At 70.7% G+C, this 23,947-nt stretch carries 22 protein-coding genes; 14 read left to right on the forward strand and 8 right to left on the reverse strand.

The genetic code is table 11. The annotated features are described in order from the left end of the window. The first annotated feature begins 3 nt into the window (after nt 1-3). Nucleotides 4-1,371 (forward strand): YcjX family GTP-binding protein, encoded by a 1,368-nt coding sequence (locus JHW48_RS13800; protein ID WP_119887173.1) that lies wholly within the window; start codon nt 4-6, stop codon nt 1,369-1,371. 36 nt (nt 1,372-1,407) lie between these two features. After that, on the forward strand, nt 1,408-2,409 hold the full coding sequence (locus JHW48_RS13805) for a YcjF family protein (RefSeq protein ID WP_272835635.1): 1,002 nt from the start codon (nt 1,408-1,410) through the stop codon (nt 2,407-2,409). Here the strand turns inward: JHW48_RS13805 and JHW48_RS13810 are convergent. Together JHW48_RS13810 and JHW48_RS13815 are read right to left on the reverse strand one after the other, a co-directional pair. Then, on the reverse strand, nt 2,386-2,871 hold the full coding sequence (locus JHW48_RS13810; protein ID WP_205962001.1) for a GNAT family N-acetyltransferase: 486 nt from the start codon (nt 2,869-2,871) through the stop codon (nt 2,386-2,388). The two genes, JHW48_RS13805 and JHW48_RS13810, sit on opposite strands and share 24 nt — an antisense overlap. Then, entirely contained in the window at nt 2,868-4,298 is a 1,431-nt protein-coding gene (locus tag JHW48_RS13815) for an MORN repeat-containing protein (RefSeq protein WP_119887819.1), read from the reverse strand. Before JHW48_RS13815 ends, JHW48_RS13810 begins: the two co-directional genes overlap by 4 nt. Nucleotides 4,299-4,418: 120 nt before the next feature. Here JHW48_RS13815 and JHW48_RS13820 point away from each other — a divergent pair, with 120 nt between their 5' ends. Then, complete coding sequence (locus JHW48_RS13820; RefSeq protein ID WP_119887820.1) at nt 4,419-6,077, forward strand: NAD+ synthase; 1,659 nt, start codon at nt 4,419-4,421, stop codon at nt 6,075-6,077. On the opposite strand, the gene JHW48_RS13825 is transcribed toward JHW48_RS13820, so the two are convergent. Further along, entirely contained in the window at nt 6,074-7,735 is a 1,662-nt protein-coding gene (locus JHW48_RS13825) for an MFS transporter (protein WP_272835636.1), read from the reverse strand. The two genes, JHW48_RS13820 and JHW48_RS13825, sit on opposite strands and share 4 nt — an antisense overlap. A 372-nt stretch (nt 7,736-8,107) precedes the next feature. On the opposite strand from JHW48_RS13825, the gene JHW48_RS13830 reads away from it, so the two are divergent. From JHW48_RS13830 to JHW48_RS13840, 3 genes are all read left to right on the forward strand, one after another. Beyond that, nucleotides 8,108-9,028 carry a L,D-transpeptidase gene (locus tag JHW48_RS13830; RefSeq protein ID WP_119887144.1) on the forward strand — a complete coding sequence of 307 codons (921 nt, stop codon included), beginning with the start codon at nt 8,108-8,110 and terminating at the stop codon, nt 9,026-9,028. A gap of 136 nt (nt 9,029-9,164) precedes the next feature. Beyond that, nucleotides 9,165-10,103, forward strand: coding sequence for a hypothetical protein (locus tag JHW48_RS13835; protein WP_119887132.1), 939 nt, complete (start codon nt 9,165-9,167; stop codon nt 10,101-10,103). 37 nt (nt 10,104-10,140) lie between these two features. Further along, entirely contained in the window at nt 10,141-11,085 is a 945-nt protein-coding gene (locus JHW48_RS13840) for a lytic transglycosylase domain-containing protein (RefSeq protein WP_119887133.1), read from the forward strand. Here JHW48_RS13840 and JHW48_RS13845 read toward each other — a convergent pair whose 3' ends face one another. Then, nucleotides 11,086-13,284, reverse strand: a complete 2,199-nt coding sequence (locus JHW48_RS13845; RefSeq protein WP_272835637.1) for a primosomal protein N' — start codon at nt 13,282-13,284, stop codon at nt 11,086-11,088. Between the two features lie 109 nt (nt 13,285-13,393). Between JHW48_RS13845 and fsa the strand changes: the two genes are divergently transcribed. The 5 genes from fsa (at nt 13,394) to JHW48_RS13870 (ending at nt 17,165) form a co-directional block, all read left to right on the forward strand. Continuing rightward, complete coding sequence (gene fsa, locus JHW48_RS13850; RefSeq protein WP_119887135.1) at nt 13,394-14,047, forward strand: fructose-6-phosphate aldolase; 654 nt, start codon at nt 13,394-13,396, stop codon at nt 14,045-14,047. Beyond that, nucleotides 14,044-14,727: a DUF484 family protein gene (locus JHW48_RS13855; RefSeq protein ID WP_240637920.1), complete on the forward strand. Its 684-nt coding sequence runs from the start codon at nt 14,044-14,046 to the stop codon at nt 14,725-14,727. The genes fsa and JHW48_RS13855 overlap by 4 nt, the downstream gene beginning before the upstream one ends. Further along, on the forward strand, nt 14,724-15,656 hold the full coding sequence (locus tag JHW48_RS13860) for a tyrosine recombinase XerC (protein ID WP_119887136.1): 933 nt from the start codon (nt 14,724-14,726) through the stop codon (nt 15,654-15,656). Before JHW48_RS13855 ends, JHW48_RS13860 begins: the two co-directional genes overlap by 4 nt. A gap of 64 nt (nt 15,657-15,720) precedes the next feature. Next, nucleotides 15,721-16,296 carry a peptide-methionine (S)-S-oxide reductase MsrA gene (gene msrA / locus JHW48_RS13865; protein ID WP_119887137.1) on the forward strand — a complete coding sequence of 192 codons (576 nt, stop codon included), beginning with the start codon at nt 15,721-15,723 and terminating at the stop codon, nt 16,294-16,296. Beyond that, nucleotides 16,296-17,165: a 50S ribosomal protein L11 methyltransferase gene (locus tag JHW48_RS13870; RefSeq protein ID WP_119887138.1), complete on the forward strand. Its 870-nt coding sequence runs from the start codon at nt 16,296-16,298 to the stop codon at nt 17,163-17,165. The genes msrA and JHW48_RS13870 overlap by 1 nt, the downstream gene beginning before the upstream one ends. Before the next feature lie 66 nt (nt 17,166-17,231). Here the strand turns inward: JHW48_RS13870 and JHW48_RS13875 are convergent, their stop codons facing one another. Beyond that, the gene (locus tag JHW48_RS13875) at nt 17,232-17,429 is read right to left on the reverse strand and encodes a DUF1127 domain-containing protein (protein ID WP_119887139.1); all 198 of its coding nucleotides are present in this window, start codon (nt 17,427-17,429) and stop codon (nt 17,232-17,234) included. Between the two features lie 161 nt (nt 17,430-17,590). After that, nucleotides 17,591-18,310 carry a 16S rRNA (uracil(1498)-N(3))-methyltransferase gene (locus tag JHW48_RS13880; RefSeq protein ID WP_119887140.1) on the reverse strand — a complete coding sequence of 240 codons (720 nt, stop codon included), beginning with the start codon at nt 18,308-18,310 and terminating at the stop codon, nt 17,591-17,593. Between the two features lie 13 nt (nt 18,311-18,323). Here JHW48_RS13880 and ubiA point away from each other — a divergent pair, with 13 nt between their 5' ends. The 3 genes from ubiA to JHW48_RS13895 all read left to right on the forward strand — a co-directional run bounded on the left by ubiA (nt 18,324) and on the right by JHW48_RS13895 (nt 21,852). Then, nucleotides 18,324-19,262, forward strand: coding sequence for a 4-hydroxybenzoate octaprenyltransferase (gene ubiA / locus JHW48_RS13885; RefSeq protein ID WP_119887141.1), 939 nt, complete (start codon nt 18,324-18,326; stop codon nt 19,260-19,262). Between the two features lie 63 nt (nt 19,263-19,325). Further along, nucleotides 19,326-21,485 (forward strand): OmpA family protein, encoded by a 2,160-nt coding sequence (locus JHW48_RS13890; protein ID WP_272835638.1) that lies wholly within the window; start codon nt 19,326-19,328, stop codon nt 21,483-21,485. Nucleotides 21,486-21,522: 37 nt separating this feature from the next. Then, nucleotides 21,523-21,852 (forward strand): voltage-gated chloride channel family protein, encoded by a 330-nt coding sequence (locus tag JHW48_RS13895; RefSeq protein ID WP_119886938.1) that lies wholly within the window; start codon nt 21,523-21,525, stop codon nt 21,850-21,852. A gap of 18 nt (nt 21,853-21,870) precedes the next feature. Here the strand turns inward: JHW48_RS13895 and JHW48_RS13900 are convergent, their stop codons facing one another. Then, complete coding sequence (locus JHW48_RS13900) at nt 21,871-23,052, reverse strand: amino acid aminotransferase (RefSeq protein WP_119886937.1); 1,182 nt, start codon at nt 23,050-23,052, stop codon at nt 21,871-21,873. Continuing rightward, nucleotides 23,052-23,903: a 3-mercaptopyruvate sulfurtransferase gene (gene sseA / locus JHW48_RS13905; RefSeq protein ID WP_119886936.1), complete on the reverse strand. Its 852-nt coding sequence runs from the start codon at nt 23,901-23,903 to the stop codon at nt 23,052-23,054. Before sseA ends, JHW48_RS13900 begins: the two co-directional genes overlap by 1 nt. Nucleotides 23,904-23,947 lie beyond the last annotated feature (44 nt).

The following is a 23,947-nucleotide window of genomic DNA, read 5'->3' on the forward strand; positions in this document are numbered from 1 at the left end:
AGAATGGGAATCCTCAGCGATGTGACCGAGGGGCTGGGCCTGGGCGATCCGGTCGTCAGGATCGGCGTCACCGGCCTCAGCCGGGCGGGCAAGACGGTGTTCATCACCTCGCTGGTGGCCAACCTGCTGGAGCGCGGCCGCATGCAGGCCCTGCGCGCGGCGGCGGACGGGCGGCTGCGCGCCGTCTGGCTGCAACCCCAGCCCGACGACACCATCCCGCGATTCGACTACGAACGCCACCTGGCCGCGCTGACCGGGCCCGAACCGCATTGGCCCGACGGCACCCGCCATGTCAGCCAGCTGCGCCTGTCCATGCGGCTGGAGGGGGGCGGCCTCTTCGGTCTGCGCGGCAGCCGCAACCTGCATGTGGACATCGTGGATTATCCCGGCGAATGGCTCTTGGACCTGCGGCTGATGGACCGCGATTTCGACCGCTGGTCGGCCGAGGTGCTGGACCGCATCCCCGGCCGCCCCAAGGCCGATGCCTTTCTGGCCGCGCTGTCGGCCACCGGTCCCGACGATCCCTTTCGCGAACCAGTGGCCCAGGACCTGGCCGACCGCTACACCGCGCATCTGGTCGCGGCGCGGGCGGCGGGGTGGTCCGATTGCACGCCCGGCCGGTTCCTGATCCCGGGCGAGCTGGCGGGCTCGCCCGCGCTGACCTTCGCCCCCCTGCCGCCCGAGCTGCTGCCGGGCAAGCTGGGGCGCGAATTCCGCCGCCGCTTCGAGGCCTACAAGTCCCGCGTCGTACGCCCCTTCTTTCGCGACCATTTCGCCCGGATCGACCGGCAGGTGGTGCTGGTCGACGTGCTGGGCGCGATCCATCAGGGGCCCCGCGCGGTCGAGGATACCCGCCGCGCCATGGCCGAGGTGCTGGGCGCCTTCCGCCCCGGCCGCGCGGGCTGGCTGGCCCAATTGCTGGGCACGCGGCGGGTGGAACGCATCCTGTTCGCCGCGACCAAGGCCGATCACCTGCATCACCACCAGCACAACCGCCTGACCGCGATCCTGTCGGCCATGCTACGCGAGGCCCGCGACCGCGCCGATTTCCAGGGCGCCCGGACCGAGGCCATGGCCATCGCCGCCCTGCGCGCCACCACCGAGGAGATCGTCCCCCATGAGGGCGGCGACCTGCCCGTGGTGCGCGGCCAGCTGCTGGACGGGCGCCGGGCCGCCTTCTTCGCGGGCGAGCTGCCCTCGGATCCCGGGCTGCTGCTGCATCCGGCGCGGCAGGGGGCGGAACGCTGGCTGGACGGCGATTACGCGATCATGAACTTCGCCCCCGCGCCCCTGACCCTGCGCCCGGGCGACGGGCCGCCCCATATCCGCCTGGACCGCGCCGCCGAATTCCTGATCGGAGACCGCCTGTGACCGACACCCCCCAAGCGGCCCCGCGGCCCCGTCATCTTGGACCTGGACCCGCCCGACCGGCCCGCCGCCAACCCCGCCGCCAACCCCGCGGACGCGCCGCAGATCGACGAACCCGACGCCCCCCTGCCGCAGCCGCGCACGATGCAGATGGTGACCCGGCTGGTGGGCCGCCCGCCCTCGCGGCTGACGCGGCTGTTCCTGAATGCGGGCGGCGCGCTTTTCGCCTTTCTGCTGGGGATGGCGGCGCTGGATTTCATCGACCGGCTGCTGATGCGCTATCCGCTGCTGGGCTGGGTGGCGGTGACGCTGTTCGCGGTCTTCACACTGGCCGCGATCGGCATGGCGCTGCGCGAATGGCGCGCCTGGCGCCGGTTCGCCCGCATCGACGCGCTGCAGCGCCAAGCCGGCGCCGCCTTGGCCGACGAGGATCTGGACCGCGCCAAGGCCGTGACCGACGGGCTGGTCGCGCTCTATGCCAAGCGGCCGGAGACGGAATGGCAGCGCCAGCGCCTGGCCGAACGCCGCGCCGAAAGCTTCGACGCCCGCGCCCTGCTGACCTTGGCCGAAGCCGAGCTGATGGCGCCTCTGGACCAGCAGGCCCGGCGCGAGATCGAGGCCGCATCCCGCACCGTCGCCGCGACGACCGCGCTGGTGCCCTTGGCGCTGGTGGATGTGGTTGCGGCCTTGGCGGCCAATCTGCGGATGATCCGCCGCATGGCCGAGATCTATGGCGGGCGCGCGGGGGCGGTGGGCGGATGGCGGCTGGCGCGCACGGTGATGACGCATCTAATCGCCACCGGCGCGGTCGCGGCGGGCGACGACCTGATCCAGACCGTCGCGGGCGGGGGCGTCCTGGCCAAGCTGTCGCGCCGCTTCGGCGAGGGGTTGGTGAACGGCGCCCTGACCGCCCGCGTCGGCATCGCCGCGATGGAGGTCTGCCGCCCGCTGCCCTTCCTGGCCCAGCCCCGCCCCAAGGTCGGCAGCCTGGTCAGCCGGGCACTGACGGGGCTGTTCTCAGCCGACGACCGGCGGGGGTGAGGCTGCGGGGTTGGCCCGCAGGTCCAGCTTGTAGCCCAGATGGGACGCGGTGAATCCCAGCCCGTCATAGAACCGATGCGCATCCGCCCGCGCCCTGTCGCTGGTCAGCTGGACCAGCGCGCAGCCCCGGTCCCGGCATTCCGCGATGGCCCATTCCATCATCGCCCGCCCCAGCCCCGATCCGCGCCGGTCGCGGGCCACGCGCACGGCCTCGATCTGGCCGCGCAGCGCACCGGCGCGCGCAAGGCCCGGGATCAGCGTCAGTTGCAGCGTGCCGACCACCCGCTCGTCATCATCGGCCACCGCCAGCAGCTGCGCGGGATCGGCCTCGATCGCCGCGAAGGCCGCTTGATAGGGTGCGATGTCATCCGGCGCCTCGCGCCCCGCGCCCAAGGCGTCATCGGCCAGCAGGGCCAGGATCGCGGGCAGGTCCGCGGCCCGGGCGCGGCGGAACCGGGTCACGGCGCCTCGGTCGGCAGGTCGGGGGCATCGGCCTCGGGTGGCGGCGCATCCGCGTCGATCAGGCGGTTGTCCTGCCATTCGCCGGACGCGACCTGGCCGCTGCCATAGCGCATCACGCCCTGGCCCTGCCGCTTGCCGGCGGCAAAGCTGCCCTCGTAGCGGTCGCCATTGGCATAGGTGGCCACGCCCTCGCCGTCGATCTCGCCCCCGGCCCAGCCACCCTCGTAGACGAAGCCGTCCGGCGTGGTCAGCCGCCCGCTGCCCTGACGCACCCCGTCCACGAAGCCGCCGGTATAGACCGTGCCGTCGGGATAGGTCGCCTGGCCCTCGCCATGGCGCTGGCCGTCGCGCCAGGCCCCGGAATAGACATAGCCGTCGGGATAGGACATCCGCCCCTGGCCGTGATTGCGCGCGTTGCGAAAGCCGCCCTCATAGACCATGCCATTGGCATAGGTGGCGCGGCCCTCGCCCTCGATCACGCCCTCGGCCCACTGGCCCTCATAGGTGGATCCGTCGGCATAGGTGATCTTGCCGGTGCCATGCGGCCGGTCGGCGCGCATCTGGCCCAGATAGACCGACCCGTCGGGATAGGTGATCTGGCCCCGCCCCTCCATCCGGCCCTGGGACCATTCGCCGATATAGACATAGCCGTCCGCGCCGGTGAAGGTCCCCTGCCCATGGCGGCGGTCATCGGCGAAGTCGCCGTCATAGACATCGCCATTGGCATAGGTGGCCACGCCGCGGCCTTGGCGCCGCCCGCCCTCCAGCTGGCCCTCGTAGCGGTCGCCGGCGGGCTGGATCAGCACCCCCGTCCCCGACATCTGGCCCGCCGCCCAGACCCCGTCATAGCTGAGCCCGTCGGGCATGCGCAGCACCCCGCGCCCGGCGCGCTGGCCGGCCAGCATGCCGCCTTCGTAGGTGGCGCCGTCGGGATAGGTGATGCGGCCCTCGCCCTCCTTGACGCCCGCGACCCAATCCCCGTCATAGCGATAGCCGTTGGCCTGGGTCAGCACGCCCTGGCCGTGATGCAGCCCGCGGGCGAAGCCGCCCTCATAGACCGACCCGTTGGCATAGCGCGCGACGCCTTGGCCGGTGATCTCGCCCTCGGCCCAGTCCCCTTCATAGGTGCCGCCATCGGCATAGGTGATCCTGCCCTGGCCGTCGGGCTTGCCGCGCGCGAAACGGCCCTCATAGACGGAACCGTTGGGAAACTCCGCCCGGCCCTGGCCCATGATCTGGCCTTCGACCCAATCCCCTTCATAGCGGTATCCGTTGGGCAGGACATAGCTGCCTTGGCCGTGCTGCAGCCCGTTGCGGAACGTGCCCTCATAGACGCCGCCATCGTCATATTGCCGGGTGATGACCTGCCCCATGGCGGGCGCCGCCAGGATCGCCAGCGCCAGAGCCGTTCCGATTGCCGCTTTCATCGCCTCTGCCCTTATCGTTTTGCCGAAGGTCTAGCGCGGAAGGGCCCCGCGCGCAAAGCCCGACTTTTCCTTGCGGGCCCGATCCTCTATCCAAGGGGCCAAGCAACCGGGGTGCCGCCGATGACCGACCGTTTCCGCCTGACCATCGGGCAGTTGAACGCCACCGTGGGCGACCTGCCCGGCAATGCGGACCGCGCCCGCGCCGCATGGCAGACCGCGCGCGATGCGGGCGCCGACATGCTGGCTTTGCCCGAGATGTTCATCACCGGATACCAGACCCAGGACCTGGTGCTGAAGCCCGCCTTCACCGCCCAGGCCGAGGCCGCGATCATGGAACTGGGCCAGTCCCTGAGCGGCGGTCCCGCCATTGGCATCGGCGGCCCGTGGCGCGACGGAGGGCAGCTGTACAATGCGTGGTGGGTGTTCCGCGACGGCGCGCTGGTCGCGCGGGTGCTGAAGCACCACCTGCCCTACAAGCAGCTCTTCGACGAGTTGCGCCTGTTCGACAGCGGCCCGATCAGCGGCCCCTATCCGGTGGGCGCGGCCCGCATCGGCAGCCCGATCTGCGAGGACAGCTGGTACCCGGACGTGGCCGAGACGCTGGCCGAGACCGGGGCCGGGATCCTGGTCGTGCCGAATGGCAGCCCCTATCACCGCGACAAGCTGGACCTGCGCATGGGCCACATGGTTGGCCGCGTCGTGGAGACGGGCCTGCCCTTGGTCTATGTGAACATGGTCGGCGGACAGGACGACCAGCTTTATGACGGGGCCAGCTTCGTGCTGAACCCCGGCGGCCACAAGGTCGTGCAGCTGCCCGCCTTTCAGGAGGCGGTGGTGCATGTCGACTTTACCCATGGCCCAGACGGCTGGCGCGCCGAACCGGGCCTGATGGCGCCCCAGCCCGACGCGTGGGAACAGGATTACCACGCGATGATGCTGGGCCTGCGCGACTATCTGCGCAAGTCGGGGTTCCGCAAAGTGCTGCTGGGCATGTCGGGGGGCATCGATTCTGCGCTGGTCGCGACCATCGCCTGCGACGCGATCGGGCCGGAAAACGTGCGCTGCGTGATGCTGCCGTCGGAATACACCTCCCAGGCCAGCCTGGACGACGCCGCCGATTGCGCGACGCGGCTTGGCGCGCGGCTGGACACCGTGCGCATCGACGGGGCGCGCGACGCGGTGGGGGATGCGCTGGCGCATCTGATGGAGGGCACGAGCCCAGACATCACCGAGGAGAACATCCAGTCCCGCCTGCGCGGCGTGATGCTGATGGCGCTGTCCAACAAGTTCAACGAGATGCTGCTGACCACCGGCAACAAGTCCGAGGTCGCAGTCGGCTATGCCACCATCTATGGCGACATGGCGGGCGGCTATAACCCGATCAAGGATCTCTACAAGACGCGGGTGTTCGAAACCTGCCGCTGGCGGAACGCGAACCATCGCGACTGGATGATGGGCCGGGCGGGCGAGGTCATCACCCCGCGCATCATCACCAAGCCGCCATCCGCCGAGCTGCGCCCCGATCAGCGCGACGATGACAGCCTGCCCCCCTATGAGGTGCTGGACGCCATCCTGGAGGGGCTGGTCGAACGCGACCTGTCGCTGGCCGATCTGGTGGCACAGGGCTTCGATGCCGATACGGTGCGGCAGGTGGAAAGGCTGCTCTATGTCAGCGAATGGAAGCGGTATCAGGCGGCGCCGGGGCCGCGCATCTCGACCCGTGCCTTCTGGCTGGACCGGCGCTATCCGCTGGTGAACCGCTGGCGCGACCGGCTCTAGGGGATCTCCAGCTTGCCCATCAGGGGCACGTCGTCCTGGGGACCGACGGAGTGGCGTTCGATCATGCGATGCACGACCGGGTCGCCCTCGCCCCGGTGCAGGGCGCGCAGGGCGACGGTGACCTCGGCATCGGTCTTGGTGCGGCGCAGGTTGTGGCGCACATATTCGTCCCATGTGGCGATGTGATAGCTCTCGCTCCAATGGCCGGGATGTTCCAGGTCGCGCAGCAGCGCCCAGTTGCGCGCCCCGTCGCGGCGCCGGATCGCGCGGCGTTCCTGCATCAGCCGCAGGAATTCCGGCACGTCCGCCTGGTCGATGCGGTAATCGACCATCACCATGATCGGCCCCGACCGCCCGCGCAGATCCAGCATCAGCGCGGGTTCGCGGAACCGGTTCACCGGGTCCAGGTCCACCGTGCCGAATTCCGGCGCGCGCAGCCACAGCCCGATCGCCGCCCCGCCCAGCAGCACGACCCCCGCCGCCGTCAGCGCCACGTCCAGCCCCTGCGCCCCCGCGACCGCGCCCCAGACCCAGGCCCCCGCCGCCATCCCCCCGAAGGTCGCCGTCTGATAGAGCGCCAGCGCCCGCGCCACGACCCAACGCGGCGTGGACAGCTGCACCGTCACGTTGAACAGCGACAGCGCCAGCACCCAGGCCGCCCCCGCCGGCAGCATCGCCGCCGCATGCAGCCAGACGGACTCCGTCAGTCCCAGCACCAGCGCCGCCATCGCAAAGCCCGCAAAGGCCATGCGCACCACATGTTCGTTGTCCATCCGCGCCCGGATGCGCGGGTTCAGCAGCGCCCCCGCGATCGCCCCCACGCCGTAACAGCCCAGCAGCCCCCCGAACAGCAGCGACCCGCCCTGCGGATGGCTCTTGGCGACCAAGGGCAGCAGGGCCAGCACCGCGATGGCCGCAAAGCCGAACAGCGCGCCCCGCGCCATCACCCGCACCAGGTTGGGCGACAGCGCGACATAGCGCAGCCCCGCCCCCATCGCCGCCATGAACGGCTCGGGCGAGGTGACGCGGGGGGCCAGCTGCGGCTTCCAGCGGCTCATCGCGCCCAGCAGCGGCAGATAGCTGACCGCGTTCACGACGAAGGCCGCCGCCGCGCCCAAGGTGGCCACGATGATGCCCCCCGCCGCGGGCCCCACGCTGCGCATCAGGTTGAAGCCCACGGAATTCAGGCTGACCGCCGCCGGCAGGTCGCGCCGCGCGACCAGATCGCCCATGCTGGCCTGCCAGGGCGGGTTGTAGACCGCCTGCCCCGCCCCCAGCAGGAAGGTGAAGCCCAGCAGCAGCCACGGCGTCAGCCCCCCCGTCCAGGCCACCACCGCCAAGGCCAGCGACACCACCGTCATGAAGACCAGCGCCGACATCAGCAGCGTCTTGCGGTCGAAGATGTCGGCCAAGGCCCCCGACGCGATCGCCAGCAGCATCACCGGCAGCGTGTTCGACGCCTGGACCAGCGCGATCAGCGTAGCGCTGTCGGTCAGCTGGGTCATCAGCCAGGCCGCCCCCACCGCCTGGACCAGCCCGCCGAAATTCGACATCAGCGTGGCGCCCCACAGCCTGCGGAAATCCGGGTATCTGAAGGGCGCCAGCGCGCCCGCGGGGCCTTGGGCGTCCTGATGGCCGGGGGGGGTCTGGGTCGTCAATGCTCTGCCTTCCTGCGCCGCGTCCTTCGGGCCAGCCTAGGCCCGGCGCGCGGCGCGGGCAATCGCCGGGCGTGACCTTTCGGCCACATGGGCGGCGGCCTCGCCGGGGCCGTCGGGAAACCCGAACACACGCCAAGTTGTTCCTCGGACGAACAAAGGTGATCGACCTGACGCCTTCGCGCCACATAGTCTTGATTCTGGTGCGGTCACATGTCCCGCCCGGCACGGCGCGGGGTTGACGCCGAACGATACCCGGCCCCATTCAGTCGGGTGCGAATCGCGCCGGCCCCCGTGACCGGTCGCGACAGATGAATTTTGATGCTGCCGGGGCAGGGCCGGATCGGTCCGCCCCCCGATGACAAGGAACATGCAATGCGCCTCGCTTCCCTCTTCGCGGCGCTGGCCCTGGGGCTGGCAGCCTGCGGTCCCTCGCAGGAGACGACGACCGCCGCCCCCCAGCAGCCGGTCTCGATCCCCGAGATCTATCAGGCGCGGGTCGACCGCGGCCCCGACGGCCAGCCGATCCAGATCCCGGCGGTGCGCGCGGCCTATCTGAACGACCGCAACCGGCGCCAGCTTGTTCCCTTCAACGGTCCCGAAAGCGCGGGCACGATCGTCGTCGATCCCTATGCGCGGGTGCTCTATCACGTCCAGCCGGGCGGCCAGGCGATGCGTTATGGCGTGGCGGTGGGCCGCGCGGGCACGGGCTTCGAGGGCCGCGCCACGATCGCGCGCAAGGCCGCATGGCCCAGCTGGCGCCCGACCGACAACATGATCCGCACGCAGCCCGAGCTCTATCGCCAGTTCGCGGGCGGCCTTCCGGGCGGCACGCAGAACCCGTTGGGGTCGCGCGCGCTCTATCTCTATCAGGGCAGCGTCGACACCTATTACCGCATCCACGGCACGCTGGATCCGTCCTCGATCGGCAAGGCCACCTCGGCCGGCTGCATCCGCCTGTTCAACCAGGACGTGATCGACCTGTTCGAGCAGGTGCCGAACGGCACCCAGGTCGTGGTCCGCGGCCAGGCCGACAGCGTCCGCTATGAAGGCCCGATGGTCGAGACCCCCGAGGGCTACGTGATCCCCGCGGCCGAGATCCAGCAGGCCACCGCCCCCGAGGCGGCGACCGCGGCCCCGGTCCAGGCGACCGCGATGAACGCGGTTCCCGCGCAGGCGCCGGTCATGGACCCCTATGCGGCGATGGCGGGCAATGCGGCGATGGTCTCGGACCCCTTCGCGACGGCCAGCGCGGGCTTCGTCTCGCCGGTGGAAAGCGCCGTCCCGTCCTGGTGACATCCGCGCCGCCCGCTTGGGCAAAGGCGAAACGTTTGAAGGCCCCGGAGAAATCCGGGGCCTTTCCAATTGCAAAACCGATCGTTCCTGCGCAATGTCGTGCCGAACCGGATTTCCGTCCCGCAAAGGTCATGCCATGCCCAACCATGCCAAGCGCGAGCAGGAGATACTGAGCGCCGAGCAGCTGGTCCTGGCCGAGGCCAGCCGGCAGCCGGCCTTGGGCGCGCTGACCGATTCGGCGCTGATCGCGCTGATCGCGTCGCTGCGCGCGGCGCGCGGTGATGCGGCCGAGGGTCCCGCCTCGGGCGATCCCGGCCCGGCCGAGCTGCTGCGCGGGGCGCAGCGCCGCGCCGAGGCGGAACGGCGCAAGCGCGGCCTCGATGCCGCGGCGCCCGCCAAGCCTGCCGTGATCGCCGCGCCCGTCCTGCCCGCCGCGCCCAAGGTCAAGGTCAAGCGCGCGACCATCGCCCGCAAGCCCGCCGGCCGCAAACCTGCCGAGGCGCGCAAGACCGACCTGCGCACCGAACCCCATCGGGTGCCCAAGCGCCCGGCCAAGCCTGTCGCCGCCGATCCGGCCTCCATCCCCGATCCCGTCACGAGGAGCCCCGTCATGACCGACGACAAGGCCACCGACCAGGCCACCCGCAAGGCCGAGAAACAGGCCGCCAAAACCGCCCGGAAGGAGGCCGAGAAGGCCGCCCGCAAGGCCGAGAAGAAGGCCGCCAAGGAAGCCGAGAAGGAAACCGCCCGCGCCACCAAGGCCGCCAAGGACGCCGAGCGCGCGGCGCAGAAGGCCGACAAACCCGCCAGGAAGGACCGCAAGGCCGAGGCTGCGGATGGCGCGCCCAAGTCCAAGGACCCCAAGCCCGCCAAAACCAAGGGCGACGCCACCAAGAAGGCGAAACCCGGGAAGGCCGATGGCGGCAAAGCCAAGCCCGGGAAGGCCTCCGGCGACGGGGCCGGGACGCCCGCGGCGAAATCCCCCGGCAAGGCGGCGGGCAAGGCGGCGGGCAAGGGCACGGGCAAGGACACCGGCAAGGCCGCAGGCAAACCGGCGGCCAAGAGCTCCAAGTGATCTGGCGGCGGGCCCTGCGGCCCCCCTTCGGGGCGGCATGAGGCGCGCGTGGCGGTCCTGTCTGGGCGCGGTGCTGGCGGCGGCGCTGCTGCCGCTTGCGGGGACGGGCGCTGCGGCGCGGCCCGCGCTGGACGCGCTGGAGGGCCGCCCGCCCCCGCGCGTGACCGAGGATCTGCGCTGCAGCGATGACGGCCGCGACTGCATCGCCCGTGCGACCTATGCCGCCGATGTCTGCAAGCTGATCGAACGCAACGCGGCCGATCACGGGCTGGACCCGGCCTTCCTGGCGCGGCTTCTGTGGAAGGAAAGCCGGTTCGAACCCTCGGCGGTCAGCCCGGCGGGGGCGCTCGGCATCGCGCAGTTCATGCCGGGCACGGCGCAGCTCTATTGGCTGGACGATCCCTTCAACCCGGCGCAGGCGATCAGCAAATCGGCGTGGTACCTGGCCCATCTGCGCGACCGGTTCGGCAATATCGGCCTGGCCGCCGTCGCCTATAACGGCGGCGAGAACCGCGCGGCGCGCTTCATCGGCCAGATGACGACCCTGCCCTATGAGACGATCGACTATGTCGAATCCATCACCGGGTTCAGCGCGCATCGCTGGCGCGACAACCCGCCCGCACCGGGCGACCTGCGTCTGGCCCTGGCCCCCGACCAGCCCTTCCGCCCCGCCTGCGAGCGCATGGCCGGCGATCGCAGCCTGCGCGAGTTCAACAGCCAGCCCCGTGTCATGCCGTGGGGCGTGGTGCTGGCCAGCCATCCCAGCCAGGCGGGCGCGGCCCAGCAGGTCGCACGGCTGAACCGCACCCTGCGCCCGATCCTCGATGACGGGGCCCGCGTGGGCTATGTCCGCAAGCGGCTGAACGGGATGCCGCGCGCCGTCTATACCGCCCAGGTGGGATTTTCGAACCGGACCGAGGCGACGCGGTTCTGCACCCGCTTCCAGACCTTGGGCGGGCGCTGCATCGTGCTGAAGAACTGATCAGAGAAAGCTCTGCGGGTCGATGTCGACCGACAGGCGCAGGTTGGTGGGCAGCTTGACCCCCGCCAGCCAATCCGCGATGGCCGCCTGCAGCGGCGCCTGGCGCGGGGCGCGGATCAGCATGCGCATCCGGTGCCGCCCCCGGACCCGGGCGATGGGCGCGGGCGCGGGCCCCCACAGATCGGCGCCGACCTCGGCCAGGGGCGCGGCCAGCCCGGCCAGATGGCGCGCGAAATCGGCGACCGTGCCGAGGTCGGGATGGGACAGGATGATCCCCGCCAGCCGCCCCCAAGGCGGCATCCCCGCCGCCTGACGGCCCGCGGCCTCCGCGTCCCAGAACGCCTCGTCCTGGCCCGACAGGGTGGCGCGGATCACCGCATGGGCGGGCTGATGCGGCTGGAGCAGCGCCACCCCCGGTGCCGCCCCCGACTGCCGCCCGGCCCGCCCGGCCACCTGGCGCATCAGCTGAAAACTGCGCTCCGCCGCGCGCAGATCGGCGCCCTGCAGGCCCAGATCGGCATCCACCACACCGACCAGCGTCAGGCGCGGAAAGTTGTGCCCCTTGGCCACGATCTGGGTGCCGATGATGATGTCGGTGTCGCCGTCGGAGATCTGGGCGATCGTCTCCTTGAGCGCGCGGGCGGAATGGAACAGGTCGGATGACAGCACGGTGGCCTTGGCATCGGGGAACCGCACTGCCACCTCCTCGGCGATGCGTTCGACACCGGGACCGATCGGGGCCAGTTTCCCCTCGACGCCGCAGCTGGGGCAGGCGGTGGGGATGGGCCGCGTCTCGCCGCATTGGTGGCAGACCAGGCGGTTCTGGAAGCGGTGTTCCACCATCCGCGCGTCGCATTGATGGCAGCCGATCTGCTCGCCGCAGGCGCGGCAGACGGTGACGGGGGCAAAGCCGCGCCGGTTCAGGAAGATCAACGATTGTTCGCCCTTGGCCAGCCGGTCGGTCACCGCCTGCGCCAGCGTGGGGGATATCCAGCGCCCCTGCTCCATCGCCTCGGACCGCAGGTCGATGGCGGCCATCTGTGGCAGCTCGGCCTCGCCATAGCGGGACTGCAGATCCAGCCGCGCATATTTGCCGCTGGCTGCGTTCACCCAGCTTTCCAAAGACGGCGTGGCGGATGCCAGCACCACCTGCGCGCGGTTGATCGAGGCGCGCAGCACCGCCATGTCGCGGGCGCTGTAATAGACGACATCCTCCTGCTTGTAGCTGCCGTCATGCTCCTCATCGACGACGATCAGGCCCAGATCGGCAAAGGGCAGGAACAGCGCCGAACGCGCGCCCACGACCAGCCCGACCTGACCGCGCCCGGCCATGTGCCACAGCCGGCGGCGCTCGGTGCGGGTGATGCCGCTGTGCCATTCGCCGGGCCGCGCGCCGAACCGCGCCTCGACCCGGTCCAGGAATTCGGCGGACAGCGCGATTTCCGGCAACAGGACCAGCGCCTGCCGCCCCTGCGCCAGGCATTCGGCCACGGCCTCAAGATACACCTCGGTCTTGCCCGAGCCGGTGACCCCGCGCAGCAGCGTGGTGCCGTAACCGCGCGCCCGGATCGCGCCGCGCAAGCTGTCGGAGGCCGCCTGCTGATCCGGGGCCAGGGGCTTGCCCGGCCGCGTGGGGTCCAGCGCCGGATAGGGGGTGTCGCGCGGCGCCTCGATTTCGGCCAAGGCGCCGCTGGCGACCAGGCCCTTGACCACCGACGTGCCGACACCCGCCAGCTGCGCCAGCTCGGACGCGGCAAAGCTTGCCCCGCCGTGATCGGCCATGACCTGCAACACGCGGGTCCGCGCCTCTGTCACGCGTCCGGGCTGGCCCGATCCGGGCACGATGATCCGGCGCGCGGCGGGGGGCTGGTCGATATCGGGGGCGCGCGTCGCCATGCGCAGCATCAGGGGCAGCGGCGTCAGCGTGTAATCCGCGGCCTTCGCCAGGAAATCCAGGAACCGCGCGTCGAAGGGCTGGGCGTCCAGGACGCGAGCGACCGCGCGCAGCTTGGCCAGGTCGAAGTCGCCCTTGCCCGGGCCCCAGACCAGCCCCAGCACGCGGCGCGGCCCCAAGGGGGCGAGCACCAGCTGGCCTTGGCGCACGCCGTCCTCGGGGGACAGATAGTCCAGGATGCCCACCGGCTCGACGGTCAGGACCGCAATGCGGGCGCGGGGGGGAAAGAATTCGGGCGGGGTCATGATGGCGCGATAAAGACGGGACGCGGCCCGGGTTGCAAGCCCCCACCCCTTCCCGAGGCCGCCCAAGTGCAGTAAGACCCAAGCGAACCGCACGAGAGGGAGCCGGGCCATGAAATTCTTCGTCGACACCGCCGATATTGACGCGATCCGGGAACTGAACGACCTGGGCATGGTCGATGGGGTCACCACCAACCCCTCGCTGATCCTGAAGTCGGGCCGCGCCATCGCCGAGGTCACCGCCGAGATCTGCGCCATGGTCGAGGGCCCCGTCAGCGCCGAGGTCGTGGCCGAGAAGGCCGATGACATGATCGCCGAGGGCCGCCACCTGGCCAAGATCGCGCCGAATGTCTGCATCAAGGTGCCGCTGACCTGGGACGGCCTGAAGGCCTGCCGCGTGCTGTCGGACGAGGGTCACAAGCTGAACGTCACCCTGTGCTTCAGCCCGGCGCAGGCGATCCTGGCGGCCAAGGCGGGCGCGACCTTCATCAGCCCCTTCATCGGGCGTCTGGACGACATCCATCTGGACGGGATGGACCTGATCGCCGACATCCGCGAGATCTATGACAATTACGGCTACGAGACCGAGATCCTGGCCGCATCCATCCGCAGCGTGAACCATATCGTGGACGCGGCCAAGATCGGCGCCGACGTGATCACCGCGCCGCCCTCGGTCATCAAGTCGATGGCCAATCACGTGCTGACCGACAAGGGCCTGGCGCAGTTCAACGCGGATTGGGCGCAGACCGGCCAGAAGATCCTGTGAGCGGGGGGCTGGACCCCGAAACGCGCGACAGGCTGCTGGCCGATCCGGGCGCGATCCTGGCCGATCGCGACCTGATGCGCGCCCTGGTCGCCGCGCGCGAGGCCGAGGCGGGCGCGAATGTCGTCGACATCCGCGGCCGCGCCATGCAGGCGCTGGAGACCCGGCTGGACCGGCTGGAACAGGCCCATGAGGGCGTCATCGCCGCCGCCTATGACAACCAGTCGGGCACGGCGATGATCCATCGCGCGGTGCTGTTCCTGCTGGAACAGCCCGATCTGGGCGATCTGGTGGGCGTGCTGCAATCCGACATCGCGCCGCTGCTGCGCATCGAGACGCTGCGCCTGGTGGTCGAGGCCGATCCCGGCCTGCCCCCCCTGCCCGAGGATGCGGTGATCGTCCCCGAGGGCACGATCGGCCTGGTCGTCGCGGCCGGGCGGCGCGCGCCGCGGGGCGACGACATCCTGCTGCGCAGCGCGCCCGCGCTGACGCGGACCCTGCATGGCCGCGCCGTCGCCTCCGAGGCGCTGATGCCGGTCGATCTGGGCCCGGGCCGGCCGCGGGCGATGATGCTGATGGGCAGCGCCGATGCCGGGCGGTTCCAGCCCGCCCATGGCACCGACCTGCTGCGGTTCTTCCTGCAGGCCTTCCGGCTGGTCCTTCTGGACCGCATGGCCGGATGAGCGGCGACCGCCCACTGGCGCTGACCCCGGCCATGGAGGCGGCGCTGGACCGCTGGCTGGTGACCGAGGCCGCGACCCGCGACCTGTCGCCCCACACCGTCACCGCCTATCGCGGCGATCTGCTGGCCTTCCTGCATTTCCTGGCCGGGCATTGGGGCGGATCGGTCGCGCCATCCGGGCTGGCGCCGCTGCGCCAGACGGATATGCGCGCCTTCGCGGCATCCGAACGCGGGCGCGGGCTGGGGGCGCGGTCGCTGGCGCGGCGGATGTCGGCGATCCGGTCCTTCCTGCGCTGGATATCCGACCGCGAGGGGTTCGATCTGTCCGCCGCCCTGTCCGCCCGCAGCCCGCGTTTTGCCCGCAGCCTGCCGCGCCCGCTGACGCCCGATCAGGCGCAGGCGACGCTGGACCGGGTGGGCGATCACGCCACGCCCTGGATCGGGGCGCGGGATGCGGCGGTGCTGACGCTGCTCTGGGGGTCGGGGTTGCGCATCAGCGAGGCCTTGGGCCTCGAGGGCCATGACTGGCCCTTCCGCGAGGCGCTGACCATCCGCGGCAAGGGCGGGCGCGAACGGCAGGTGCCGGTCCTGCCGGTGGCGCGGGACGCCATCGCGCTCTATCTGCAGATCTGTCCTTGGGGGCATCAGCCCGACCGGCCGCTGTTTCGCGGCATCCGCGGCGGTCGGCTGGCCGCCGGCACGGTCGAGGCCGCGATGGCCCGCGCCCGCGCCGTGCTGGGCCTGCCGGCCAGCGCCACGCCCCATGCGCTGCGCCACAGCTTCGCCACGCATCTGCTGTCGGCGGGCGGCGATCTGCGATCCATCCAGGAACTGCTGGGCCATTCCAGCCTGTCCACCACCCAAGTCTATACCGGGGTGGATGACGCGGCGCTGATGGCGGTCTATCGTTCTGCCCATCCGCGCGGGTGAACCCCGCCGCCCCGTCGGGCGTTTCCCCTTTCGACCACCCAGCCCGACCAAGAATGAGGCCCCGATGACCGACCACGCGATCTTTCACCGCCCCCTGGGCGTCAATCCCCCGCCCGGCTATGACCAGGCGGTGTTCGGCATGGGCTGCTATTGGGGGGTCGAACGGCTGTTCTGGCAGCAGAACGGCATCTGGCTGACCGAGGTGGGCTTTGCCGGCGGCGATGTCCAGAACCCGACCTATGACCAGGTCAAGCGCGGCGACACGGGCCATGCCGAGGTCGTGCGCGTGATCTATGACAGCTCGCTGATCAGCTATGACCACCTGCTGCAGCTGTTCTGGGAAAACCACGACCCGACCCAAGGCGACCGGCAGGGCAACGATCACGGCCCGCAATATCGCAGCTTGATCGTGACCTTCACCGATGCGCAGCGCGCCGCGGCCGAGGCGTCGAAGGCCGATTACAACAACCGCCTGGCCGTGCAGGGCTTCCCCGAGATCACCACGACGATCCTGGACGAACAGCCCTTCTGGCCCGCCCATGAGGCCCATCAGCAATATCTGGAAAAGAACCCGGACGGTTATTGCGGGCTGAAGGGCACCGGGGTAGAGGCCTCCATCCCCAATCCGGACCCGATCTGATGCCCACCTTCACCGCGCTGACCCATCTGAATGGCCGCGAGGCCGCCGAGGCCCTGTCGGACGCCTGCGAGGATCTGACCCCCGAACCCGTCGGCACCGGCATCTTCGAGATCGAGGATGGCAGCGAGCGGTGGGAGGTCGGCGTCTATTTTACCGAAACCCCCGACGAGATCGCGCTGGCCCTGCTGGCCGCCGCGCATGGGGCGAACCCCTTCGTGATCTCGGAACTGCCCGAGGTCGATTGGGTCGCCCATGTGCGGCGCGAACTGACCCCGGTGCGCGCAGGGCGGTTCTATGTCCATGGCAGCCATGATGCGGACACCGTCCCCGAGGGCGTCGAGGCGCTCTGCATCGAGGCCGCCATGGCCTTCGGCACCGGCCATCACAACACCACCAAGGGCTGTCTTGAGGCGCTGGACCGGCTGGCCTCGGACGGGTTTCAGGCGCGGCGCATCGCCGATATCGGCTGCGGCACAGCGGTTCTGGCCATGGGCGCGGCCCGGCTGTGGCAGGTGACGGTGCTGGCCAGCGACATCGACCCGGTGGCGGTGGACACGGCCGCGGCCAATGTCATCGCCAACGGCCTGTCGGGCCGGGTGGAATGTTTCGAGGCCGCGGGCTTCGACCATCCCACGCTGGAACAGGCCGCGCCCTTCGATCTGGTCGTGGCCAATATCCTGAAACAGCCGCTGATCGACCTGGCCGGGGACATGGCGCGCCATGTCGGCCCGCAGGGGCGCATCGTGCTGTCGGGCATCCTGACGGGCCAGGCCGAGGAGGTCGTGGCGGCATACGATCCCGCGGGCTTCGATCTGGTCCGGCGCGACGATCTGGGCGACTGGACCACGCTGGTCCTGTCACGCCGCTGACCGCATGAAAAAACCCCCGGCGCCGCGGCTTCGGGGGTTCGTTCGTCTTGGAGGGAGGCAGTGTCGTCAGAGACCGCGGGCGATGCGCTCGATGTCGCCGCGGCACAGACCGATATCGTCCAGCTCGCGGTCCGACAGGCGGCCCAGTTCACGACGCGTCACGCGGGTTTCGCGCCAAGACGCGAACAGACCGGCGATCTGCGCCACGACGTTCCCCACGCCTCCGGCAGCGACGGCGCTGCGGTTCGTTTCGATCGTCGACATATCTTCACCTGTTTTCATTTTGCCCGATCGGCGGGCAGTTTTCGGATAACAGGCAGATAATCCGGGCAGTCCGCAAAGAGTAGCCCCCGAACCGGCATCCCCGCCATGCAGGAAATGCAACAGCCGGGGGCAAAACCGTCATATTTCTGCAACAGGTCCGGTCAGCGCCAGTCGCCCAAGGTCGCCTGCCACAGGGTCAGCGCCGCCACCGCCGCCGTGTCGGCCCGCAGGATGCGCGGCCCCAGGCTGACCGGCGTGACAAACGCCATCCGCCCAAGCGCCGCGCGCTCGGCGGCCGAGAACCCGCCCTCGGGCCCGATCAGGATGGCCCAGGGGCCGGGCGGCAGGCCCTGCAGCGTGGCGACCGGCCCCGCGCGCGATTCGTCGGCCCAAAGGATGCGCCGCCCCCCGTCCCACCCGTCCAGCAGCCGCGCCAGCGGGGTCAGATCCGCGACCTGGGGGACGAAGGTGCCGCCGCATTGTTCGGCGGCCTCGACCGCATGGGCCTGCAGGCGGTCCTGGCGGATGCGTTCGGAATTGGTGTGGTCGGTCTGGACCGGCAGGATGCGCGCGCAGCCCAGCTCGGCGGCCTTTTCCACGATGAAATCGGTGCGCGCCTTCTTGATGGGCGCAAAGATCAGCCACAGGTCGGGCGGGTCCATCTGCGGGGCGGTGCGTTCCCCGACCGCCAGCAGGCCGCCGCGTTTCGACGCCGATTCCAGCCGTGCCGACCATTCGCCGTCGCGGCCGTTGAAGACGGCGATGGTGTCGCCGGGCTTCAGCCGCATCACCCCCGACAGGTAATGCGCCTGGCCGGCCTCCAGCGGGACGGCTTGTCCCGGGGCCAGCGGGTGATCTATGAACAACCTGATCCGTGCCATGATGAGGAGTGCTATGCAAATCCGAGGCGAATTGCCAGACGCCGTGGCGGATGCGCCCCCCGACAACTGGGTGGACCGCCATGCGCCGCGCGCGATGCGCCCCTGGCTGCGGCTCAGCCGGGCGGACCGGCCCATCGGGACCTGGCTGCTGCTGCTGCCCTGCTGGTGGGGGATCGGGCTGGCGATGATGGCCGACGGCCCGCGCCTGTTCGATCTGTGGATCGCGCTGGCCTGCGCGATCGGCGCCTTCGTGATGCGCGGCGCGGGCTGCACCTGGAACGACATCACCGACCGCAAGATCGACGCCCAGGTGGCGCGGACCCGGTCGCGGCCGCTGCCCTCGGGGCAGATCAGCCTGCCGGGCGCCTATTTCTGGCTGGGGGCGCAGGGGCTGGTCGGGCTGGCCATCCTGCTGACCCTGGGCCAGGCGGCGGTCTGGATGGGGGTAGCCTCGCTGGCGCTGGTGGCGATCTATCCCTTCGCCAAGCGATTCACCTGGTGGCCGCAGCTGTTTCTGGGATTCGCCTTCAACTGGGGGGTCATGCTGGCCTATGCCGCGCATATGGGCCGGGTCGATCCGGCGCCGGTCGTGGCCTGGCTGGGGGCGATCGCCTGGACGATCTTCTACGACACGATCTATGCCCATCAGGATGCCGAGGATGACGCGCTGATCGGGGTGAAATCCACCGCGCGCCTGTTCGGCGATCGTAGCCCGGCGATCCTGGCGGGATTCGCGCTGGTCTCGGTGGCGGTTCTGGCGGTCGCGGTGGGGCTGACGGGTCGCAATCAGTTGATGGCTTGGGCGGGGGTGCTGGCCTTTGGCGGGCACCTGTGGTGGCAGCTGCGAAATTTCCGGCCCGATCAAAGGGATGTCTGCCTGCGCCTGTTCCGGTCGAACCGCGATGCGGGGCTGATTCTTGCGCTGTTTCTTGCTGTTGCGGGGCTGGCGTGATTGCGCCGCGCCCCGGCTGCGGCTAGGACTTGCGCGGTTCCGTCAACCGCAGGTTTATTTTGCATGGCATCCAAGCGCCGCCTCACCGCCTCCGTGGCGACGATCCTGGTCCTGACCGGGGCCGCAGGGCTGTCCTGGCTGGGGGCGGATGCCGCCGCGACCTATCTGGAGGACCGATCCTCGCGCGAGGTGACGCAGGCGCTGCGCGCGGCCGGCCATGACTGGGTCCGGGTCCGCAGCGACGGGCTGCGGGTCGAGCTGACCGGCACCGCCCCGACCGAGGTCGAACGCTTTCGCGCGCTGACCCAGGCCGGGATGGCGGTGGATGCGGGCCGGGTCAGCGACGCGATGACCGTCGCCTCGGTCGAGGCGATGACCCCGCCCGATTTCAAAGTGGAGCTGCTGCGCAACGACCAAGGCCTGTCGCTGATTGGGCTGATGCCCGCCGCGACCGACCGCGCGGGCCTGATGCGCGATCTGGGCGCGCAGGGCGATGACGTGACCGACCTGCTGGAGAGCGCCGATCACCCGATGCCCGCGGGCTGGGCCGATGCGCTGGCGCTTGGGGCGCAGGCGGCGCGGATGGCGGCGCAGGCAAAGGTCTCGGTCGCGCCGGGGCGGGTGCAGGTCGCCGCGCTGGCCGCCGACGATGCCGACAAGGCGCGCCTGGAAACCGAATTGCGGCGCCTGACGCCCGCGGGCGTGGCGCTGGATCTGCAGGTCTCGGCCCCGCGGCCGGTGGTGGCGCCCTTCGTGCTGCGGCTGGTCCTGGACGAGGGCGGGGCGCGCTTCGACGCCTGCACCGCCGATGACGACGCGGCGCGCGAACGCATCGCCGAGGCCGCGGCCCGGTTGGGCGTGGCAGGCGCCGCGCCCTGCATGCTGGGCTTGGGCGCGCCCGATGCCGATTGGGGCATGGCGGCCGAGGCCGCGATCCTGGCCTTGGGCCAGCTGGGCGCGGGCCAGGTCACCCTGTCGGATCATCAGGTCGCGATCACCGCGCCCGCCACCGTCGCCCGCGCGGAATTCGACCGCGCAGTGGCGGGGCTGGATGCCGCCCTGCCCGGCGCCTATCAGCTGCAGGCCGATCTGGACCGCCCCGAGACCGATCCCGAGCCGATCGAATTCACCGCGACCCTGCCGCCATCGGGCAGCCTGTCGATGCGCGGCCAGATCGCCGATGCCCAGATGCGTCAGGCGGTGGACAGCTTTGCGCGGTCGCGCTTCAACGTCTCGCGCAGCGGGCTGCGGTCGGACCCGGACGTGCCGGGCGGCTGGACCGTGCGCGTCATCGCCGCGCTGGAGGCGATGGGCACGCTGGATGCGGGCCAGGTCCGCGTCACCCCCGACGCGGTCGAGCTGGGCGGCGTCTCGGGCGATCCGCAGGCGACCGAGAATGCCGCGGGCATCCTGGCCGAACGGCTCGGGCCCGGCGCGCGCTATCGCCTGTCGATCACCTATGACCGCCGCCTGGACGAGGCCTTGGGCCTGCCCGATGGCGACGAATGCGTGGCGCAGCTGAACCTGGTCATGTCGGAAAGCGAGATCGGGTTCGAACCCAACCGGTCCTCGATCGCGGGCGATCCCGAACCGACCCTCGCCCAGCTGGGCCCGATCATGCAGGACTGCGCCGATTTCCAGATCGAGGCCGGCGGCCATACCGATTCCCAAGGCTCGCAGGGGTTCAATGCCGAACTGTCGCGGTCGCGCGCGCAGGCCATCGTCTCGGCCATGCAGGGGGCGGGGATCGACGTGACGAACATGGCCGTGCGCGGCTATGGCGAAAGCCAGCCCATCGCCACGAACGAGACCGAGGAGGGCCGCGAGGCCAACCGCCGGATCGAATTCCGCCTGCTGTCGCCGCAGCCGGTGCGCGCCGACAGCCTGCCCGCGCCCCGCGTGGTCAATGGCGTGACCGGCCAGACCCCGGTCGAGGCCCCCGCCCCCCCCGATAACGCCCAGGGACCGCAGCTGCCCGCCGCCGCGGGGCCCATGCTGCCGCCCGTCCAAGGGCCGGAATGGCCCGGCATCGCCGCAGGCCCCGCCCAGCCCCGGATGCAGGGTCCGGTCCTGCCCAGCAGCCGCGAACAGGCCGGCACCGTCCCCCTGACCGTCGGCGTCGCTGAGGAGTTCCGATCCCTGGCCGAACGCGAGACGATGATCGTCCCCGTCCTGACCCCCGATGACCAGACCCCCGCCCCGGCCCGCGCCCCGACAGCGTGACGGCCCGGACCGGCACGACCGACGAGGCCCCTGACGAATGACCCGTTCCGAATTCATTGCCGTGACCGCGCTGATCCTGTTCGGGGCCTTCGTGCTGGGCTGGCTGGCCAGCTGGCTGGTCCATCGCGTCGCCCGCCCGGCCCAAGGCGACATGACCGAGCTGGACCGCCTGGCCAAGCAGCTGCATGACGCCCAGGACCAGCGCGACCGCGCCATCGCCGAGGCCCGCGACCGCGAGGCCGCGCTGAATTCCCGCCTGACCGGGGCCGAGGCCGAGCTGAATGCCGCGATGGAGGGTCTGCGCGAAAGCCGCAGCGAGGTCGAGGAGCTGCGCGACTATATCGAGCGCGCGCTGGCCCGGCGCTGAGCGCCGGGCCTTCGGGCATCAGATGCCCGCGTCGATGATCGCCCGTGCCAGGACCGGCACGGTATCGCGGTTCAGGCCCGCGATGTTCAGACGCGAATCACCCACCATGTAGATGGCCGCATCGGTCTTCAGGCGCTGCACCTGTTCGGGCGTCGCGCCGAGGCGCGAGAACATGCCGCGATGGTGGCGGATGAAGTCGAACCGGTCGCTGCCCGACAGTTCGCGCAGCTCTGCCGCCAGCTGGTCGCGCAGGCCCAGCATGGTGTTACGGACCTCCTCCAGTTCCGCCGCCCAATCGGCGCGCAGGGCGTCGTCGGTCAGGATGGTGCTGACGATCCGCGCGCCATGATCCGGCGGGAAGGAGAAGTTCTGCCGGTTCAGGAAGGCCATCGACCCCTGCGCCAGATCGCGGCCCTTGGTGCTGTCGGCCAGCGCGATCAGGATGCCCGTGCGTTCGCGATAGATGCCGAAGTTCTTGGAGCATGACGCCGCGATCAGCACCTCGGGCAGGCTGCGGGCGACCAGGCGCGTGGCCTCGGCATCCGCGTCCAACCCGTCGCCAAAGCCCTGATAGGCCAGGTCGATCAGCGGCACCGCGCCCGATTTCTCCAGGATCGCCACGACCTCGGACCACTGATCCAAGGTCAGGTTCGCGCCGGTCGGGTTGTGACAGCAGCCATGCAGCAGGACGATGTCGCCGCGGCCCGCCTGCGCGATGTCGGCCTTCATGCCCTCGAAATCGACGCCGCGGGTTTCCGCGTCGAAATATCGGTATTCGGTATAGGGCAGGCCCATGAAGGCCATGATCGACAAATGGTTCGGCCAGGTCGGGTTCGAGACGAACACCCGCACGCCCGGATTGGCCAGCCGCGCCAGCTCCAGCGCCTGACGGATCGCGCCCGTGCCACCGACCGACGCGACCGAGGCCAGACGGTCGGCGGGCAGATCGCCCAGCACCATCCTGGCCAGCGCGTTGCGATAGTCGGCCTCGCCCGCCAGACCGGTATAGGCCTTGGTGGTCTGCGTCTCCCAGATCCGCTGTTCGGCGGCCTTCACGGCGCGCATGACCGGGGTGACGCCCTGCGGGTCCTTGTAGACGCCCACGCCCAGGTCGATCTTGCCCTGTCGGGTGTCGGCCTTGAACTCCTCGATCAGCATCAGGATCTTGTCGGGGCTTTGGGCTTTCAGGTCGGTCAGCATCAGGCGTCTCCGGTTGCGATGTTCAGGTCGGCAAAGCTGCCCCATTCGGTCCAGCTGCCGTCGTAAAGCGAATGGTCGCGATGGCCCGCCCGCTCCAGCGCAAAGGACAGCGCCGCCGCCGTCACCCCGCTGCCGCAGGTGGTGATGACCGGGCGCGACAGATCGATGCCCGCATCCGTGAAGGCCGCGCGGATCGCGTCCGGCGCGATCATCGTGCCGTCGGCGTTGAACAGCCGGCCAAAGGGCAGGTTGCGCGACCCGGGGATGTGGCCGGCGCGCAGGCCGGGGCGCGGCTCGGGCACCTCGCCGCGGAACCGTTCCGGGCTGCGCGCATCCACGATCTGGGGATCGCCCAGCTTGCTGGCGGCGGCCACCTGGGTGACGTCGCGCACCAGCCCCGCCTGGCGCTGGACGGTGATGTGGCGGTCGCGCATGACGGGGGGCATGTCCTCGGTCGGGCGGCCCTCGGCCAGCCATTTGGCCAGGCCGCCGTCCAGCACGGCCACGTCGGTCTTGCCCATCAGGCGGAAGCTCCACCAGACGCGAAAGGCGCTGCGCACGTCGGAATTGTCATAGATGACGACCTGATGCCCGTCGCCAATGCCCATCGCGCGCAACCGGCTGATGAACATCTCGGGTGGCGGGGCCATATGCGGCAGGGCCGAGCGCTTGTCGCTGATCGCGTCGATGTCGAAGAACCGCGCGCCGGGGATATGGGCGGCATCGTATTCGGCCCGCGCGTCGCGGCCCGTGGCGGGCATGTGCCAGCTGGCATCGATGATGCGCAGGTCGGGATCGGCCAGATGCGCCGCCAGCCAGTCGGTCGAGACCAGTGTCTTCGGATCGTCCATGGCCCGCCCCCCTGTTGCGCCGCGCCCCGATTTACAGGGCCGGG

This window comes from Paracoccus aestuarii, from assembly GCF_028553885.1.
In the GTDB taxonomy this organism is placed as follows: Bacteria; Pseudomonadota; Alphaproteobacteria; order Rhodobacterales; family Rhodobacteraceae; genus Paracoccus; species Paracoccus aestuarii.